The sequence below is a fragment of the Pseudomonas parafulva NBRC 16636 = DSM 17004 genome (assembly GCF_000730645.1).
In the GTDB taxonomy this organism is placed as follows: domain Bacteria; phylum Pseudomonadota; class Gammaproteobacteria; order Pseudomonadales; family Pseudomonadaceae; genus Aquipseudomonas; species Aquipseudomonas parafulva.
In genome coordinates this window covers 272,864-292,580 of the sequence record NZ_BBIU01000002.1, presented here as the reverse complement: position 1 = coordinate 292,580, position 19,717 = coordinate 272,864, and the positions used below count along the sequence as shown (strand labels likewise).

Genomic DNA, 19,717 nt, shown 5'->3' with positions numbered 1-19,717 from the left:
CAAGCGCATCAAAGGCGCCTGGCCAAGGTCGAATGCCTGCGGACACGCCCCGGCCTCGGCCTGCTGCAGTAACCGAGGCAGGCGGGCCTGGCGCAGGACCACCTGCACCGGTTGCGGCAGCCCCTGCCAGAAAATGGCCGTACGCAGCACGTCGTGCCGGGCGATGACCTGGTCCAGCGCTGCCGCGAACCTGTCCAGGTGGGCGCGGCTGTCGAACACGAACCGTGTCTGCAACACATACGGGTCGTGCCCCGCAGCGCTGAGATGGTGGTACAGGATGCCCTCCTGCAGCGGAGCCAGGGGGTAGATGTCTTGCACATTGCCGGCCCCGCCTGGCACCTGGGCAACGATGCGTTCGATGGCCGCCTGCTGCAGCATTATCAGCGGCAGCATCGCCGGGGTGATCTGCTCGCAGCCTGCGGGGATCAGGTTGGGCGGTACCTCCACGGTGCCAGCCTGGCCAAGGGTGCTGGCAAGCGCGGCGATGGTTGGCTGGCCGAACAACGCGCGCACATCCACCTGCAGGCTGTCGCGGCGCAAACGTGCCGTCAGGTTTACAGCCAGCAGCGAATGGCCACCCAGTTCGAAGAAGTTGTCATGCCGTCCCACCAGCTCGACACCCAGCAGCTCAGCCCAAACCTGTGCCAGCGCAACCTCCACCGGGCCGCGCGGCGCCTCGTAAATGCGGCTTGCCAGCTGCGCCAGGTCCGGGGCCGGCAGGGCCTTGCGGTCCAGCTTGCCATGGCTGGTCAGGGGCAGTGCAGCCACTGGGGTGAAGGCCTGCGGTACCAGGTGTGCGGGCAGGCTCGCCTGCAACGCCTGGCGCAGGGTGGCAACATTCGCAGACCCGGTGTACCAGGCCAGCAGCCGGTCTTCGCGTACCAGCACCACGGCATTGTCCACGTCAGGCTGTGCGGCCAGTGTGGCCTCGATTTCGCCCAACTCCACGCGCACGCCACGCACCTTCACCTGGTCATCGTTGCGGCCCAGGTAGTCCAGGGTGCCCTCCGGGTTCCAGCGCACCAGGTCGCCCGTGCGGTACATGCGTGCTCCGACCACGTCACTGAATGGGTCGGCCAGGAAGCGCTCGGTGCTCAAGGCCTCGCGCTGGAAGTAGCCACGGGCCACACCGGCGCCACCAATGTACAGCTCACCCTCCGCGCCCACCGGCACCAGTTGCCGGTGGGCATCCAGCACGTAGGCCCGGGTATTGGCGATGGGCTTGCCAATATGCAGCGGGCCACCCGCCACCAAGCGCCCGGCCGTCGCGACCACCGTTGTTTCGGTGGGGCCGTAGTTGTTGACCAGCGCAAAGCCCGGGTCGCGCTCAAACTGGCGCAGGCGGTCGCCACCGACCAGCAAGGTGCGCAAGGTCGGGTGCTGACGCTCCCGGCGCAGGGCCTGCTCGGCCACCGGGGTGGGCAGGAAGCTCACCGCCAGCGGTTGCTTCAGCCACCAGTCCAGCAGTTCGTCCACGTGCTCGCCCGCAATACACGCTGGCGGCAGGTGCAACGCGGCCCCGGCACACAATGCAGGCCACACTTCCCAGGCCACGGCGTCGAAGCCAAACCCGGCCACCGTGCTGGTGTGGGTGCCTGCACCCACGGCAAACGCCTCGCAGTGCCAGTGCACCAGGTTGGCCAGGGTCGCGTGCTCCACCATCACGCCCTTGGGCTGCCCGGTAGAGCCGGAGGTGTAGATGACGTAGGCCAGTTGCCCGGCATCCAGGCCGTTTACCTGTGGGTTGTGGTCGGCCATGCCTTGCCAGCGCTCGCAGTCGAGCACCGTGCAGGCGGCGCCGCCCACCCGATCGCGGGTGGTGGAATCCACCAGCACCCGTGCCGGGGCGCTGTCTGCCAGCAGGTAGGCGATGCGTTCGGCCGGGTACGCCGGGTCGACAGGCACGTAGGCCGCGCCGGTTTTCAGAACAGCCAGCAAGGCGATCAGCCGCTGCGGGTTGCGCGGCAGGCACAGGGCGACCCGGTCACCCACCCCGACACCGCCATCGATCAAATGATGGGCAAGGCGGTTGGCGCAGCGGTTGAGTTCGCCGTAGCTCAGCACCTGGCCATCCTGCACCACGGCAGCCGCTTGCGGGCTGCACGCTGCCCGGGCTTCGACCAGGGCATGCACCGTGTGCCCGGCAGGGTAAGCCCGGGCGGTGGCGTTGAAGCCTTCGAGTACCTGCTGGCGGGCGCCGGCGTCGAGCACCGGCAACTCGGCTGCCACGCTATCGCCCGGGCGTTGCAAGGCATCCGCCAGGGCACCGAGTGCCTGGTTCATCAACCTGGCAACCTGCGTGGCTTCGATCCCTCGCTGGGCCAACACGCTCAGGCTCAGGCCTTCGCCATGGTCATCGACGCTGAGGGTCAGCGGGTAGTTGCTGCGCTCCTCGCCGCCCAGCAGGCGCATGCCCTGCAGCGCACCCGCGGCGTCGCTGTGCACCGGGCTGCTGTGACGGTAGTTGAACAGTGCACTGAACAGCGGCAGCGACGGGGATACACCGCTGCAGCGTTGAGCCAATGCCAGGGAAGCATGTTCGTGCATCAGCAGCGCCGACAGCCGCTGGTGGGCCATGCTGACTGCCTGGGCTACCGGCACGGCCAGGTCGATGCGCAGGGGCAAGGTGTTGATGAACACCCCCAGCGCCCGGTCCGCCCCTGCGCCGCCCTGCAACCGGCCCATCAGCACCGTACCGAACACCACATCCGTGCGGTTGGCCAGGGCGCCCAGTACCCGCGCCCAGGCCAGGTGAGCAAGGCTCGCCAGGCTTACCCCAAGGTGGCGGGCCTGCTCGCGCAGGCGCAGGGCCAGGTGCGTGTCGATACCCAGGTGAGCTTCTTCGATGGCATGCCCTTCGCCCTGCACATCGGCCAGGCCGTACGGCAGCGTCGGCTCGTCCAGGTCGCCCAGCATGTCGCGGAAGAACGCCTCGTGCGCAGCCTCATCTGCGGCCAGCCGCGCCTGAGCCACATAGTTGCGATAGGGCACCGGTGCTGCCAGTTGGTCTGCCCGGCCCGTCAACAGCACCTGCATCTCGCTGGCGATCACCTCCATGGCCGTGTGGTCCAGGGCCAGGTGGTGAAACTGCAAAATGGCCACCACGCGCTGGTTGACGGGGTCGGCTGCGTGCACCAGGCGCATCATCGGCGCCTGGGTCAGGTCCAGCCGCTGCTGACGCGCGTCGAAACGTGCTTGCAAGGCGGCCAGCACGTCCTGCTCACCCAAGCCAGAGATGGCGGTCACGCTCAGGCGGGCGGTACGCCACACCACCTGCACCGGCTGGTCCAGCCCTTCGCTGACCACTGCCGTGCGCAGGATGTCATGCCGCTTGATCACAGCTTGCAGGGCATCGGCCCAGCGCTGCAGGTGCGCCAGGCTGTCGAACGCCAGGCGGGACTGCAGCAGGTAGGGGTCGCCGTGCTCGGCGCTCAGGTGGTGGAACAGGATGCCCGCCTGCAAGGGTGCCAGGGGGTAGATTTCCTGAACATTCGCCGCCCCGCCCGGCACAGTCGCGATGATGCGGTCAATGCTGGCCTGGTCGAGGTCGATCAGGCTGAGCATGGCCGGGGTAATGCTGCAGGCATCGTCCGGCACTGCGTTGGCCGGCACCTGTACCTCGCGGCCTTCGCCAACCGCCGCTGCCAGGGCCGCCAGGGTCGGTTGGGCGAACAGCACGCGCACATCAGCACTCAAGCCAGCCTGGCGCATGCGCTCGACCAGGGTCACAGCCAGCAGTGAGTGGCCACCCAGCTCGAAGAAGTGGTCGTGGCGCCCCACTTGCTCCACGTTCAGCACCTGGGCCCAGATGCCCGCAAGGGCGGTTTCCACCTCGCCCTGGGGGGCCTCGAACCCACGGCTCACCACGGCATCGCGGCCCGGTAGCGGCAGGCTGCGGCGGTCGAGCTTGCCGTTGGCCGTGAGCGGCAGTGCGTCGAGGTGCACGTAGGCAGCCGGCAGCATGTAGTCGGGCAACTGCGCCTGCAAGCGAGTATGCAGTTCGGCGATGTCAGGTACGGTGGCAGCCGCGGTGAAATACGCCACCAGCCGCTTGCCCCCCGGCGGGTCTTCACGCAGCACCACGGCGACGTCGCGCACACCGTCGCACAGCGCCAGCCGCGCCTCGATCTCACCCAGTTCGATGCGGAACCCACGCAGCTTGATCTGCTGGTCGGCCCTGCCCAGGTAGCGCAAGGTGCCGTCGCCCTGCCAGCTGACCAGGTCGCCACTGCGGTACATGCGCGCGGCCGGGTTGCTGCTGAAGGGGTCGGCGCTGAAACGCTCGGCGGTGAGCTCGGGTTGGCCCAGGTAGCCCAGGGCCACGCCGTCGCCGCCCAAGTACAACTCGCCCACCGCCCCTACCGGCAGCGGTTGCTGATGGGCATCAAGCACATAGCAGCGGCTGTTGCCGATCGGTTTGCCGATCGGAATGCTGCCGCCATCGACTGCGGTTATGGCGTGGGTGGTGCTGAACGTGGTCGCTTCGGTCGGCCCGTAGCCATTGAGCAAATGTGCCGGGGCGCCGCCTTGCAGCACACGCTGCACCACCTGCGGGTCCAGCACATCACCGCCCACCATCAGGTAACGCAGTTGGGCAAAGGCTGGCAGCAGGGCATCGGCGAACTGATGGAACAGGCCAGCGGTGAGCCACAGCACGCTGACGGACTGCTCTATGAGTACATCGCGCAACGCCTCGCGCGACAGCACCTGATCCTGGTCCACCACCACAACGGCACCCCCGTTGAGCAGCGGCGCCCACACTTCCAGGGTGCTGGCATCGAACGCCGGGTTGGAGGCGAAGGCCACCCGATCCTGGGCGTTGAAGGTGGCGAAGCCGTTGTTGATCACCAGGCGGGCAATGGCCTGGTGCGTCACCAGCACACCTTTGGCCGCACCCGTGGAGCCGGAGGTATACATGACATAGGCCGGGCCCTGTGCACTGACGGTGATGCCTGGGGCGTTTGCCGGGTAGCCCGCCAGCGGGCAGCGGTCCAGCTCGACGCGCACGGTGCAGGCCACCTGCGGCTCGCTGGCCAGGGTGAGCAATACCCGGGCGCCGCAGTCGCCGACCATATAGGCCTGGCGCTCGATGGGTGCGTTGTTGTCCAGCGGCACATACACCGCACCGCAGGTGCTGGTGGCCAGTTGCGCGGCCAGCAGGTCGAACCCACGTGGCAGCAGCAGGGCCACCGCATCGCCAGGCACCACACCCAGGCCAAGCAGGTGATGGGCCAGCTGATTCACGTGCTGTTGCAACTGGCCGTAGGTCCACTGTTGTTGGCCGTGAACCACCGCGCAGGCCTCGGGTGCACGGGCGGCCTGGGCCGCGAACAGCTGGTGCACCGGCTGTGTGGCTGGGTAATCGCGGGTGGTGGCGTTGAAGTGCTCCAGCACCTGCTCACGGTGGCTTGCGCACAACTGCCGCAGCTGCCACAGCGGTGTGCCGGGCGCGTGGTGCAGCGCCTCGGCCAATTGCGCCAGGGCAAGGCTGAGCAGGTGGCAGACCTGTGCGCCGTCGACCTGTGGCACGGCCTGTACGGTAAGGGTGAAGCCGTCGCCGGTGTCGTCCACGTTGACCACAAGCGGGTAATTGCTGCGCTCGATGGCCGCGACCTGCTCGATGCCGCGCCAGGCGTCGCTGAGCGCGGCCTTGGGCGCTGCACTGTGGCGGACGTTCAGCAGGCTGGTGAACAGTGCCTGCCCAGGCGCAACACCGCTGCAGCGCTGGGCCAGTGCCAGCGAGGCCTGCTCGTGGGCCAGCAACCGGGCCAGGCGCTGGTGGGTCAGGCGCACGCCGTCGGCCACTGCTGCCCCACCTGCGCTGACGCGCAGCGGCAAGGTGTTGATGAACATACCCAGCGCCCGTTCGGCCCCTGCACCGCCTTGCAGGCGGCCCAACAGCACCGTGCCGAACACCACTTCTTCGCGCCCGCTCAGTTGCGCCAGTACCTGTGCCCAGGCCTGATGCACCAGGCTCGCGACACTGACGCCCAATTGCCGGGCCTGCGCGCGCAGTTGCGCCGATACCTGCGGTTGCAGCGAATGGCGCGTTTCCAGCACCTCGCGGGTACTGGCCAGGGCATCCGTGAGGCCGAACACCACCGTAGGTTCGTCGATATCCCCCAGCAGCTCGCTGAACAGCGCTTCGTCCGCTGCCGTGTCCGCGCCCAACCGTGCCTGGGCCACGTAGTTGCGGTACGGCACGCTGGCAAATGCCAGCGGTTGGTGTTGCAGCACGGCAGTGATTTCAGCCACCAGCTGCTCGACGGCGGCGTGGTCCAGCAGGATGTGGTGGATCAGCAGGGTTGCCTGCAGCCCCGCGTCGCTTTGCTCGGGCACCAGCCGCAGCAGCGGCGCTTGGTTCAGGTTCAGCCCCTGGTCTGCCTGAGCGCCGCCGTGTGCGGTTTGCAGTGCCGGCACCTCGCGCCATACCACCTGTACCGGCTCTTCCAGCGCGTGCCAGTGAATGCTGGTACGCAACACGTCATGCCGGGCGATGACCTGGTCAAGTGCTGCGGCGAAAGCGTCCAGCTCGGTCTGGGTCGGGAAGCTGAAACGGGCCTGCAGCACGTAGGGGTCCACGCCCTCGCTGGCCAGGTGGTGGTACAGAATGCCCTGTTGCAGGGGCGCCAGGCCATAAATGTCCTGAATGTTCGCGACGCCGCCCGGGATCTGCCTGACCACGCCGTCGATAGCGGCTTGCGAAAGGCTGGCCAGTGGCAGCAGCGCCGGGGTGATGCGGGTGCAGCCCGGTACGATGCGGTTGGCCGGCACCACCACGGCACTCTCGCTGCCCAGCGCAGCTGCCAGGGCCGCCAGCGTTGGCTGGCCGAACAGCACCCGGATGTCGGCCTGCAAGCCCCGCTCGCGCAGGCGTGCAGTAAGGGTCACGGCCAGCAGCGAGTGGCCGCCCAGTTCGAAGAAGTTGTCGTGACGCCCTACCCGTTCCACGCCCAGCAATTCGCACCAGAGTGTCGCCAGCAGGGTTTCGGTATCGCCCTCGGGCGCTTCATAAGGGCGATCAGCCACGGCGCCAGGTTCTGGCAGGGCCTTGCGGTCCAGCTTGCCATTGGGGCTCAGCGGCAATGCCTGCAGGTGCATGAACTGCGCCGGCACCATGAATTCCGGCAGGTGCAGCAGCAAGGCACTCCGCAGGTCATCGACCGCTTGCGGCTCACCCGTGTAGTACGCGACCAGGCGTTGATCGCGGGCGATGACCACCGCTTCGTTGACGCCCTCGATGCGGGTCAGCCCCGCCTGGATCTCACCCAGTTCGATACGCAGGCCGCGCAGCTTCACCTGGTCGTCGTTGCGGCCCAGGTATTCCAGGTTGCCATCCGGCAAGTGCCGTGCAAGGTCGCCGGTGCGGTACAGGCGTGCACCGGGTTGCGTGCTGAACGGGTCATCGATGAAGCGTTCAGCGGTGAGCTCCAACCGGTTCAGGTAGCCCCGCGCCACCTGGACACCGCCGATGTACAGCTCCCCGGCGACGCCGTGTGGTACCGGTTGCCGCTGTTCGTCCAGCACGTACAGCGTGGTGTTGGCGATGGGTGTGCCGATTGGGGTATTATCCGGGGCCGTCACACAGTGCCAGGCGCTGACGTCTACCGCTGCTTCGGTCGGGCCGTACAGGTTGTGCAGTTCTACCTGCGGCAGTTGCGCGTGGAACCGCCGTACCAGGCTGCCCGGCAGCGCTTCACCGCTGCACACCACGCGTTTCAACCCAGGGGCCTGCCAGCCTGCGGCAAGCGCAGACAGGAACACTTCCAGCATCGACGGCACGAAGTGCAGCGTGCTGACGCGCTCCTGCTCGATGGCGTGTTGCAGGTACTGCGGATCACGATGCCCGCCCGGGCGCGCCATCACCAGCTTCGCACCCGTTTGCAGTGGCCACAGCAATTCCCACACGGACACGTCGAAGCTGAACGGTGTTTTTTGCAGAACCACGTCCTCGGCACCCAGGCCGTACGCATCCTGCATCCACAGCAGGCGGTTGACCACGGCGCGGTGTTCGTTCATCACGCCTTTGGGCAAGCCGGTCGAGCCTGAGGTGTAGATCACGTAGGCCAGATGCTGCGGCGTGAGCCCTGCAACCTCTGGGTTGGTATCGGGGAGCCCAGGGTCCAGGGGGGCGTCAAGGTCAATTCGCACACCCTGCTCAAGCACGTGACGCGTTGCACCCTGTACCAGGATGGCGACGGGCGCACTGTCGCTGACCATATGGCGGATACGTTCTGCTGGATAGTCCGGGTCCACCGGCACGTACGCTGCACCCGCCTTCAGGATGCCAAGCAGGCCTACTACCATCGCCAGCCCGCGTTCGACACAGATCACCACCCGGTCATCGGGTTTGACGCCAAGGCTGATCAAATGGTGAGCAAGGCGGTTGGCCTGGGCGTTGAGCTGGGCGTAGGTCAGCGTGCCCTCCTCGGCCTGTACCGCGATGGCCTGGGGTGTACGTTTTACCTGCGCTTCCATCAAGCCATGCAGCGTGTGCTCCAAGTCGTAATTCACGGCAGTGTCATTGAAACCGGTGAGTACCCGGTTGCGCTCTTCGGCTTGGAGTACAGGCAGTTGCTGCACCGGCAGGTCCGGCACCTGCTGCAGTGCGTCAACCAGCGCCTCCAGCACCTGGTGCACCTGGCCACAGACACGCAGTGCGCCTACCTCGACAGGCGCCGTGGCCACCAGGCGGAAGGCCTGCCCCAGGTCATCCACATTGAGGCTCAACGGGTAATTGGTCCGCTCCTGCCCGTCCAGTACCTCAATGCCTGCCCAGGCCGCCCCGCGGTCGGCGCCCGGCTGGGTACCATGGCGGTAGTTGAGCATGGCGCTGAACAGCGGCAACGGCGCTGCCACAGCGCTGCAACGTTGCGCCAGGGCCAGCGAGGCGTGTTCGTGGGCCAGCAGCCCGCTCAGGCGCTGATGCACATCACGGGCAGCATCGCGCACGCCGTGGCCGGTCAGTTCCACACGCAGCGGCAGCGTGTTGATGAACATCCCAAGGGCACGCTCGGCCCCTTCACCGCCTTGCAGGCGGCCCAGCAGTACGGTGCCGAACACCACCGGTGCCTTGCCACTGGCAGCCGCCAGAACCCTGGCGAACGCCAGGTGGAACAGGCTGGCAACGCTGATACCCAGCAGGCGCGCCTGTTGCCGCAGCCCGCTGGCGAGCGCCTGCGCAAGTGTGAGGCTGGCCTCGTCCAGGTGGCGACCATCGCCTTGCACGTCGCTCAGGCCAAACGGCAGTGTTGGCTCATCGATATCCGCCAGCTGCCCGGTGAAAAACGCTTCGTGCTCGCCCTGGCTGACACCCAGGCGTGCCTGGGCCACGTAGTTCCGGTATGGCACCGAGGCCTTCACCGGTGCTGGCGCGCCGCCCAGGTACGCAGTCAGCTCTTCACCCACCACTTCCAGGGCCGTGTGGTCGAGCACGATATGGTGGAACTGGAGGGTGGCTTGGACCTCGCCATCACGTTCGCCGTACAACAGGCGAATCAACGGCGCCTGGGCGATGTCCAGCAGCGGGGCTTCATTCGCAGCATTCCACGGGTCGCTACAGGCCATGCGCGCCAGGCTGGCCTGGCGCACCACCACCTGCACCGGCTGCGGCAGGCCTTCCCACAAGATGCCGGTACGCAGCACATCATGCCGGGCGATCACCTTGTCCAGGGCGCTGGCAAAGGCATCCAGGCGGTCCAGGCTGGCGAAGCGCAGGCGTGAATAGAGCACGTATGGGTCGTGCTCGGCGGACAGGTGGTGGTAAAGAATGCCTTCCTGGAGCGGTGCCAGGGGGTAGATGTCCTGAATGTTGGCCACGCCGCCGGGTACCTGGGCAACGATGCGTGCAATGGCTGCAGCGTCCAGGTCGATCAGGCTCAGCATGTCGGGCGTGATGTGGGCGCAATCAGGCGGGATGCGGTTCTCGGGCACCTGCACTTGCTCACTGCGGCTGAGCGTGGCCGCAAGCGCGGCGACGGTCGGCTGGCCGAACAGGGTGCGCACGTCCACCTGCAGGCCTTCCAGCCGCAGCCGCGCCGTCAGGCTCACTGCCAGCAGCGAGTGGCCGCCCAGTTCGAAGAAGTTGTCATGCCGGCCTACCTGCGCCACACCCAGCAGCTCGGCCCAGCGTTGTGCCAGCAACGTCTCGGTTGCGCCTACTGGCGCCTCGTAGCGTCGCCCCTGCAATGCAACATCCGGCGCCGGCAGTGCCTGGCGGTCGAGTTTGCCGTTGGGGGTCAATGGCAGCCGCTCGAGCGGGATGTACACGGCTGGCACCATGTGCTCGGGCAGCTGCGCCGCCAGCGCCTGGCGCAGGGTGTCTGCGGGCAGCGCCGTGCCGGTGTACCAGGCCACCAGGCGTGTGCCGTCTACAGCCAGTACCACCGCCTCGCGCACGCCCTGCACCTGCAACAGGCACGCCTCGATTTCGCCCGGCTCGATGCGCAGGCCGCGCAGTTTGATCTGCTGGTCCAGGCGGCCGAGGAACACCAGGTTGCCATCGGCGTCCAGGCGCGCGAGGTCGCCGCTGCGGTACAGCCCCTCACCGGCCACGAACGGGTTGGCGATGAACCGCTCGGCCTGCTGCTCGGGCAGGCCCAGGTAACCGCGGGTGACCCCGGCCCCACCAATGTGCAGGTGCCCGGCCACACCAGCGGGCACGGGCTGGTCGTAGGCGTCGAGCACGTAGAGGCGGGTATTGTCGATGGGTTTGCCGATGGGCAAGGCGCCGCTGGCTACTGGCGCATCTGGCTCCAGTGTCCACAGGCTGCAATCCACCGTGGTTTCGGTGGGCCCATACACGTTATGCAGGCGAACCTGGGGCAGGCACTGCCGGACCTGTGCAGCCAGGGCGGAGGTCAACTCCCCACCGCCGCACAGAATATCGGTGAGCGACGAGCAGTGGCGGCTTTCGGGCTGTTCAACGAACTGCTGGAGCAATGCGGGCACGAACTGCACCGCACTCACCTGCTGGGCCTGGATCAACTGCGCCAGGTAGGCCGGGTCGCGTTCGCCTTCAGGGCGCGCCAGTACCAGGCGCAGGCCAATGCACAGCGGCCAGAACAGCTCCCACACCGAGGCATCGAAGCTGATCGGCGTTTTATGCATGACCACCCGCTCATCCGATACCGGCCACAGGCGACGGCTCCAGTGCACCAGGTTGACCACGTTGCGGTGCTCCACCATGACCCCTTTGGGCAGGCCGGTGGAGCCAGAGGTGTAGATCACGTACGCCAGGTGCCGGGCATTCAAGCCGGATACCTGCGGGGCTGTGGTGGGCAACTGCGCCAGGGACGGGTGATCCAGGTCGACCACAGGTGCCTGGGCGGCAAGCGGCATCGTCACCGTTGCCCCCTGCACCAGCACGGCCCGCGGTTCACTGTCGCACAGCATATGGCGCAGGCGCGCAGCTGGATAACCAGGGTCTACCGGCACATAGGCGGCACCTGCCTTGAGAATGCCCAGCAGGCCGACCACCAGGGCCGCGCTACGCTCAACGCAAATGGCCACGCGGTCATCCGGCTGCACACCCAGGGCGACCAGGTGATGGGCCAGGGTATTCGCCCGCCCGTCGAGCTGGCTGAAGGTGAGCTGCTGGCTACCGTCCACCACGGCGATGGCGTTTGGTGTGCTGCGCACCTGGGCCTCGAACAGGCCATGCAGCGTTTGTTCCAGGTCATGTGGGTATGCGGCGTGGTTGCCGAGCAACGGCGCACGCGCCTGCGCATCCAGCAACGGCAGCTGTTGCACGGGCAGCGAAGGCTGCTGTTCGAGCGCATCGAGCAGGCCTGCCAGCACCTGCAGCAATTGCTCGCAGACCTGGCCGGCCTGCACCGGCTCACACACCTGTGCGGTAATGCGCAGGCCGTCGCCCAGGTCATCGGCGTTGACACTGATGGGGTAGTGGCCGTGCCCGGCGGCAGCGTGCACAGCCACCCCGGCAAGGGCTTGGTCCCATGCCTGGCGCTCTTCGGCGTTGGCGCCATGGCGGTAGTTGAGCAGCGCGCCAAACAGGGGTGTGGGCGCTGCCACCGCGCTGCAGCGCTGGGCCAGGGCCAAGGGGGCGTGCTCGTGCCTCAGCAGGCCGGCAAGCCGCTGATGGGCCAGCTGCACGCCGGTCTGCACGCTCACGCCGTCCAGGTTCAAGCGCAACGGCAGGGTATTGATGAACATACCCAAGGCGCGGCCGGCACCTTCGCCGCCTTGCAGGCGCCCCAGCAGCACGGTGCCAAGCACTACGTCAGCCTTGCCGCTGGTGGCTGCCACCCAGCGCGCCCAGGCCAGGTGCACCAGGCTCGCGGCGCTCACCCCCAGTTGGCGGGCCAAGTGGCGCAAGCGCTGGTACTGCTCAGGCAGCAGCACCGCCTGGGCCAGCTGGAACTCGCTGGCGCCGTTGGGCATGCCGGCCAGCCCGTAAGGCAGGGTGGGCTCGTCGATATCGGCCAACTCGGCGCAGAAGAACGCCTCGTGCTCCGCCTCGCTGATACCCAGGCGGGCCTGGGCCACGTAGTTGCGGTAGGGCACCGGGGCCTGGGCGGGCACGGTGCCGTGCAGGTGGTCGCGGATCTCCTGCAAGACCACCTTCATCGCGGTGTGATCGAGCACGATATGGTGGAATTGCAGCATCGCCTCAACGGCCCCCTCACCTGCCTGGTGCAACAGGCGGATCAAGGGCGCTGCCGCCAGGTCGAACGGCAGGCGGCCTGCGTCATCGAGCGAATCGACCTGCACCACGACGCTGCGCGCCTTGCGCAGCACCACCTGCACAGGCTGCGCCAGGCCATCCCACAGCACGGCGGTGCGCAGCACGTCATGGCGGGCGATTACCTGGTCCAGGGCGCCGGCAAAGGCCTGCAACCTTGGCAGGCTGTCGAAGGTGATGCGCCATTGCAGCAGGTAGGGGTCTTCGTCGGCCGCGCTCAGGTGGTGATAGAGGATGCCTTCCTGCAGCGGCGCCAGGGGGTAGATGTCCTGCACGTTGGAAGCACCGCCGGGAATCGCGGCGACGATGCGGTCGATACTTGCCTGGTCGAGCTCCAGCAGCGCCAGCATGTGGCCGGTAATCTGTGTGCAGCCTGCAGGGATGCCCGGTTCGGGGATGACCACCTGCCGCGCGCCGCCCAGCTCGGCCGCCAGTGCGGCCACGGTCGGCTGGCCAAACAGCACCCGCACATCGGTGGGCAAACCGGCCTCGCGCAGGCGCTCGATCAGGCTGACGGCCAGCAGCGAGTGGCCGCCCAGCTCGAAGAAGTTGTCGTGCCGCCCTACCCGCTCTACGCCCAGCACCTGGGCCCATACCTGGGCCATGGCTGTTTCGGTTGGCCCAAGCGGTGCCTCATAGCCCTGTTGGGCCAGGTCGCCTGCTTGTGGCTCGGGCAAGGCCGCGCGATCGAGCTTGCCGTGGCTGGTCAGCGGCAGCGTGCCCAGCCGCATCAGTGCCTGCGGCAGCAGATGGCCCGGCAGGCAAGCCTGCAAGGCCAGGCGCAGGTGCTCTACGGCCACGGGTGCGGTTTCCGTGAACCAGCCCAACAGGCGCTCGCCACGCACCAGCACCACGGCATCCTTGATGCCGGGCTGCGCCTTGAGCGCGGCTTCGATCTCGCCCAGTTCCACGCGCATGCCACGCACTTTCACCTGGTCATCGTTGCGGCCCAGGTAGTCCAGGGTACCGTCGGGGTTCCAGCGCACCAGGTCGCCGGAGCGGTACATGCGCGCCCCTGGCAGGCGGCTGAACGGGTCTGCCAGGAAGCGCTCCTCGGTCAGCTCGGGGCGGTTGAAATAACCACGGGCGACCTGGCTGCCGCCGATGTACAGCTCGCCAGTGACGCCAACCGGTACCGGCTGACGCTGTTCGTCCAGCACGTAGACCCGGGTATTGGCGATGGGCTGGCCGATATGCAGCGCGCCCCCCGGCAACAGGGTGCCCGAGGTGGCCACCACCGTGGTTTCGGTGGGGCCGTAGTTGTTGACCACGGCAAACCCTGGGTCGCGGTCGAAATGGCGCAGGCGGTCACCGCCCACCAGCAGGGTGCGCAAGGTGGCATGCTGGCGTGGCCGGCGCAGCGCGTATTCGGCTACCGGGGTGGGCAGGAAGCTGACGGTGAGCGGTTGTTCGAGCCACCAGTCCAGCAAGGCCTCGACATGCTCGTTGGCCAGGTAGGCAGGCGGCAGGTGCAGGGTGGCACCTGCACACAGGGCTGGCCACACCTCCCAGGCCATGGCATCGAAACCAAAACCGGCCACGCTGGACGTACGGGTGCCGGCCTGCACGGCAAACGCCTGGCAGTGCCAGTGCACCAGGTTGGCCAGGGCGTGGTGTTCGATCATCACGCCCTTGGGTTGGCCCGTGGAGCCCGAGGTGTAGACCAGGTACGCCAGTGAGCGCGGGGTCAGGTCGGGCACCTGCGGGTTATCGGCGCGGCTGAAGCGGGTATCGGGGTTATCCAGGTCCAGCCGCGGCAACTGGGCAGGCAGGCCGCCGATGCCCGACTGGGTGAGCACCAGCACCGGTGCGCTGTCGGCCAGCAGGTAGGCGATACGCGCTGGCGGGTAGGCCGGGTCGACCGGCACATAGGCGGCGCCGGCCTTGAGCACGGCCAGCAGGGCAACGATGCGCTCAACGGTGCGGTTCAGGCACAAGGCGACGCGGTCGCCACAGCGCACACCGTCCGCAATCAGGCGGTGGGCCAGTTGGTTGGCACGCTGGTTGAGCTCGCCATACGTCAGCACCTCATCACCCTGGCACACCGCGGTGGCCTCCGGGGTGGCTACGGCGCGGGCTTCGACCAGGCCATGCACGGTCTGGCCCTGTGGGTACAGCTGCGCGGTGGCATTGAACGCACCCAACACCTGGCGACGGGCGTCGTCATCGAGGATCGACAAGCCATCGACGCGCGCCAGCGGCTGCTGTTCGAGGGCACGCACCAACTGCTGCACCGCGGTGACCATCCAGTTGGCCACCCGCTGCGCTCCAATGCCAGGCACGGCCAGCACGTTGAAGGTGAACCCACTGCCAAGGTCGTTGACGCTGAGGGTAAGCGGGTAGTTGCTGCGCTCCTCACCGCCTAACAGGCGCACGCCCTCCCACAAACCCTCCGACGCCGCGCCAGCGTCGCTGCTGTGCCGGTAGTTGAGCAGCGCACTGAACAAAGGCACCCCTGCCGCCACGCCACTGCAGCGCTGGGCCAGCGCCAGGGGCGCATGTTCGTGGGCCAGCAGCGCCGACAGATTGCGGTGGGTGGCCAGTACCCCGTTGCTTGCACCCAGCGTGGTGTCGATGCGCAGGGGCAAGGTGTTGATGAACATGCCCAATGCCCGGTCAGCGCCCTCGCCGCCCTGCAGGCGCCCCATCAGCACCGTGCCGAACACCACATCGCTGCGGTTGGCCAGCACGCCCAGCACCCGTGCCCAGGCCAGGTGCATCAGGCTTGCAGCGCTGACACCCAGGCGCCGGGCCTGGCTGCGCACGTCAACGGCCACGGCAGCGTCCAACGCCACCACCGCGTGCTCGATTCCGCCGCCGTCGCCCTGCACGTCGGCATACCCCAGCGGCAGGGTCGGCTCGCTCACATCGTTGAGCATGGCGTCGAAGAAGGTTTCATGGGCCTGTTGATCGACCAGGCAGGCCTGGGCCACGTAGTTGCGGTAAGGCACGGGGGGCGGCAAGGTCTGCCCCTGGCCGAACAGCAGCGCCCGCATCTCGTGGGTGACCACGTCCATGGCGGTGTGGTCCAGGGCCAGGTGGTGGAACAGCAGCACCGCGACCACCTGATGATTGTCTGGGTCCAGGGCGTAGTACAAGCGGGCCAGGGGCGCCTGGGCCAGGTCCAGGCGGTGGTGGCGCGCGTCGAAGCGGGCATGCAGTTGCTCGATGCGGGCCATGCCGGGCTGGTGGGGCAGGTCCGTCACTTCGCACACGCTCAGCTCAGCCTTGCGCCACACCACCTGTACCGGCTGCGGCAGCCCTTGGCTGAGCACGGCGGTGCGTAGGATGTCATGGCGGTCGATGACCTGTTGCAGGGCGCCGGCCCAGGCCAGCAGGCGCTCGATGCTGTCGAATGCCAGGCGGGTTTGCAGCAGGTAGGGGTCGCCCTGCTCGGCGCTCAGGTGGTGGTACAGCACACCCTGCTGCAACGGCGCCAGGGGGTAGATCTCCTGCACGTTGCCGGCACCACCGGGCACAACCGTGACGATGCGGTCGATGGCCGCCTGGTCCAGCTGGATCAGGCTGAGCATGTCCGGGGTGATGTGGGTGGCGTGCTCGGGTACGCGGTTGGGCGGCACCTGGGCTTCCTGGCTTGCCCCCACCACTGCCGCCAGCGCTGCCACGGTGGGCTGGGCGAACAGCACACGCACGTCTATGGCCATGCCTGCACGGCGCAGGCGTTCGACCAGGGTTACAGCCAGCAGCGAGTGGCCGCCCAGCTCGAAGAAATTGTCATGCCGCCCTACCCGTTCCACGCCCAGCACCTCGGCCCATACCTGAGCCATCGCGACTTCGGTCGGGGTAAGCGGCGCGGTGAAGGCGGCACTGGCCAGGCCCGTGGTGTCAGGGTCTGGCAGCGCCCGGCGGTCGAGTTTGCCATGGCTGGTCAGCGGCAGTTCATCCAGGCCGATGAAGGCCTGTGGCACCATGTGCCCAGGCAGGCTGGCCTGCAAGGCGTCGCGCAGCAGCACAGGGTCAAGCGGTTGTGCCTGGGTGTACCAGGCCAGCAGGCGCCCGTCGCGCACCAGCACCACGGCCTGGCTGACGCCGGGTTGCGCATTCAAGGTGGCTTCAATTTCGCCCAGCTCCACACGCACGCCACGGATCTTGACCTGGTCGTCATTGCGGCCTACGTAGTCCAGCGTGCCGTCCGCGTTCCAGCGTACCAGGTCACCCGTGCGGTATAGACGTGCGTTGGCCTGTTCGCTAAACGGGTCGGCCATGAACCGCTCCTGCGTCAGGGCCTGGCGGTTGAAGTAGCCGCGCGCTACCTGGGCACCGCCCAGGTACAGCTCGCCCACTACCCCCACTGGCACCGGTTGCAGGCCCGCGTCCAGCACGTAGGCACGGGTGTTGGCGATGGGCGTACCCATGTGCAGCGCGCCGCCTGGTTGCACCTGGCCGGAGGTAGCCACCACGGTGACTTCGGTCGGGCCGTAGTTGTTGACCAGGGCAAAGCCTGGGTCGCGGTCGAACTGGCGCAGCCGGTCCCCCCCTACCAGCAGGGTGCGCAAGGTGGCGTGCTGCTGCTCGCGGCCAAGCGCCTGCTCGGCCACAGGGGTGGGCAGAAAGCTGACGGTAAGGGGTTGCTGCAGCCACCAGTCGAGCAGTTCTTCCACGTGCTCGTTGCCGATGTGCGCCGGCGGCAGGTGCAAGGTGGCGCCGGCACACAGGGCCGGCCAGGCTTCCCAGGCAAAGGCATCGAAGCCGAAACCGGCAACGCTCGAGACCTGGGCGCCTGCGCCTACGGCGAATGCCTGGCAATGCCAATGCACCAGGTTGGCCAGGGCCTGATGTTCGATCATTACGCCCTTGGGTTGGCCGGTGGAGCCTGAGGTGTACACCAGGTAAGCCAGTTGCTGGGCGTCCAGCCAGGGCACCTGTGGGTTGGCCACGTTGGCCGCGTAGGTGTCGGCGTGGTCCATGTTCAGGCGCGGCACCTCTGCCGGCAGGCCTGCCAGCGTGGACTCTGCCAGCACCCAGGCCGGCGCGCTGTCTGCCAGCAGGTAGGCGATGCGGTCGGCGGGGTAGCCGGGGTCTACCGGCACGTAGGCAGCGCCGGCCTTGAGCACACCCAGCACGCCGACCAGCCTGTTGCAATTGCGCGGCAGGCACAGGGCGACACGGTCGCCGACGGTTACACCCAACGCCATCAAGCGGTGGGCCAGCTGGTTGGCCTGCTGGTTGAGCTGCGCATAGGTAAGCGCCTGGTCGCCCTGGACCACCGCCAGGGCGGCCGGCAACTGGGCTGCGCGGGCCTCGACCAGCGCGTGCACGGTATTGCCCTGAGGATACACGCTGACCGTGTCGTTGAACCGGCGCAACACCTGCTCACGCTCGCCATGCGGCAGTACCGGCAGGCACTGCAGTTGTGCATCTGGCGCCTGCTCCAGGGCGTCCACCAGGCTGGTCAGTACCTGCTGGAATTGCCCGCACAGGCGGTGCGCGCCCCACTCAGGCAGGCTCTGCACGGTCAGGCGCAGGTCTTCACCCAGGTCATCCACGCTAACGGTCAGCGGGTAGTCGGTACGTTCCTCAGCGCCAACGATGTCGATGCCTGGCGCTACGGGGATGATCTCGTCAGCATCACCGGCGTCGCTGTGGCGGTAGTTGAGCATGCTGTTGAACAGCGGCGCCGGTGCGGCCACGCCGCTGCAACGCTGGGCCAGTGCCAGCGAGGCCTGTTCATGGGCCAGCAGGCCGCACAGACGCTTATGGGTAGCCAGCAGCCCGTCGCGCACGCCCAGTGCCCCCAGGTCGATGCGCAATGGCAGGGTATTGATGAACATGCCCAGCGCTTGCTCGCCGCCCTCGCCGGTGGTCATGCGCCCGAGCAGGACGCTGCCGAACACCACGGCCTGGCGGCCAGACAACTGGCCGACCAGCCGGGCAAAGCCCAGGTGCAGCATGCTGGCAGGGCTGACACCCAGCTGCCGGGCCTGGCTGCGCAGGCGTTGCGCCAAGGTGGCTGGCAGGGTCAGGCGCGCCTGCTGCAGAGGCTGATCGGTTCTGGCCTGCACGCCAAATGCAAGGGTGGGCTCGTCGATATCACCCAGCATGGCTTCGAAGAACCCGGCATGGGCCTGCTCATCCAGCGCCTGGCGCGAAGCCGCCAGCACGTTGCGAAATGGCATTGGCGGCGCTAGCTGGGCCTCGGCCCCTGCCAGGTGGGCCTGGATTTCCCGGCGTACGATGTCCAGCGCGGTGTGGTCCATGATCACGTGATGGAACATCAGCAGGCCGACCCATTGGTCACCTTCACCCTGGGCATGGGCCAGTTGCATCAAGGGCGCCTGGCGCAGGTCGAGGCGGTAACGGCGTGGGTTGAAGCGTTCGCACAGGTTTGCGAGGGCGTCGGGCCCTTCAAGCGGCAAGGCTTCGCGCACCAGCGCGGCTTCGCGCCATACCACTTGGACGGGCGCGTCCAGGTATTCCCAGTGCAGCGCGGTGCGCAGTATGTCGTGGCGCTGGATGACCCACTGCAGGGCGTGGGCGAATGCGTCCAGGTGGGCCTTGCTGGCAAAGCGCAGTTGCACCTGTGACAGGTAGGGGTCGCCATCGGTGGCAGACAGGTAGTGGTACAGCATGCCTTGCTGCAGGGGAGCCAGCTGGTAGATGTCCTGCACATTGGCAGCACCGCCCGGCACACTGTCGACAATGCGGTCGATGGCCGATTGCTCCAGCGTGACCAGCGGCAGCATGTCGGGGGTGATGCGCAAGGCCGGGCTGAGCCAGTCGTCATCCTGTGACGCAAGCATCTCCAGCAACGCCGGCTTGTGCCGCGACAGCGCCTCCCACAGCTGGTCGTCCAGGGTTTCGTCGTCGCCCAGGACGATCAGGTCCTGGTCTTCACGCTGGAGTCGGATTGCACGGGTGGAAAGAGCAGCCATCAATTCGCTGAAGTGCATCGGTAAGCATCCTGCTTTGCCTGGAATGGGTAGTGGCCGACACGCTAATGGATCGTGACTGGGCGGTCTGACATGGGAAGCGGGGACAAGGGGGATATGCCTG

The 19,717-nt window shown here is 67.5% G+C and carries 1 protein-coding gene (only partly in view); it reads right to left on the bottom strand.

Annotated elements, in window-relative coordinates; translation table 11 throughout:
* Positions 1-19,614, bottom strand: partial view of a non-ribosomal peptide synthase/polyketide synthase gene (locus PPA02S_RS01445; protein ID WP_042141141.1) — the 5' portion only. Its footprint begins 2,724 nt before the window's first position; 19,614 of the gene's 22,338 nt are visible here — the first part of the coding sequence; it begins with the start codon at positions 19,612-19,614; the stop codon falls past the left edge of the window.
* Between the last annotated feature and the right edge of the window lie 103 nt (positions 19,615-19,717).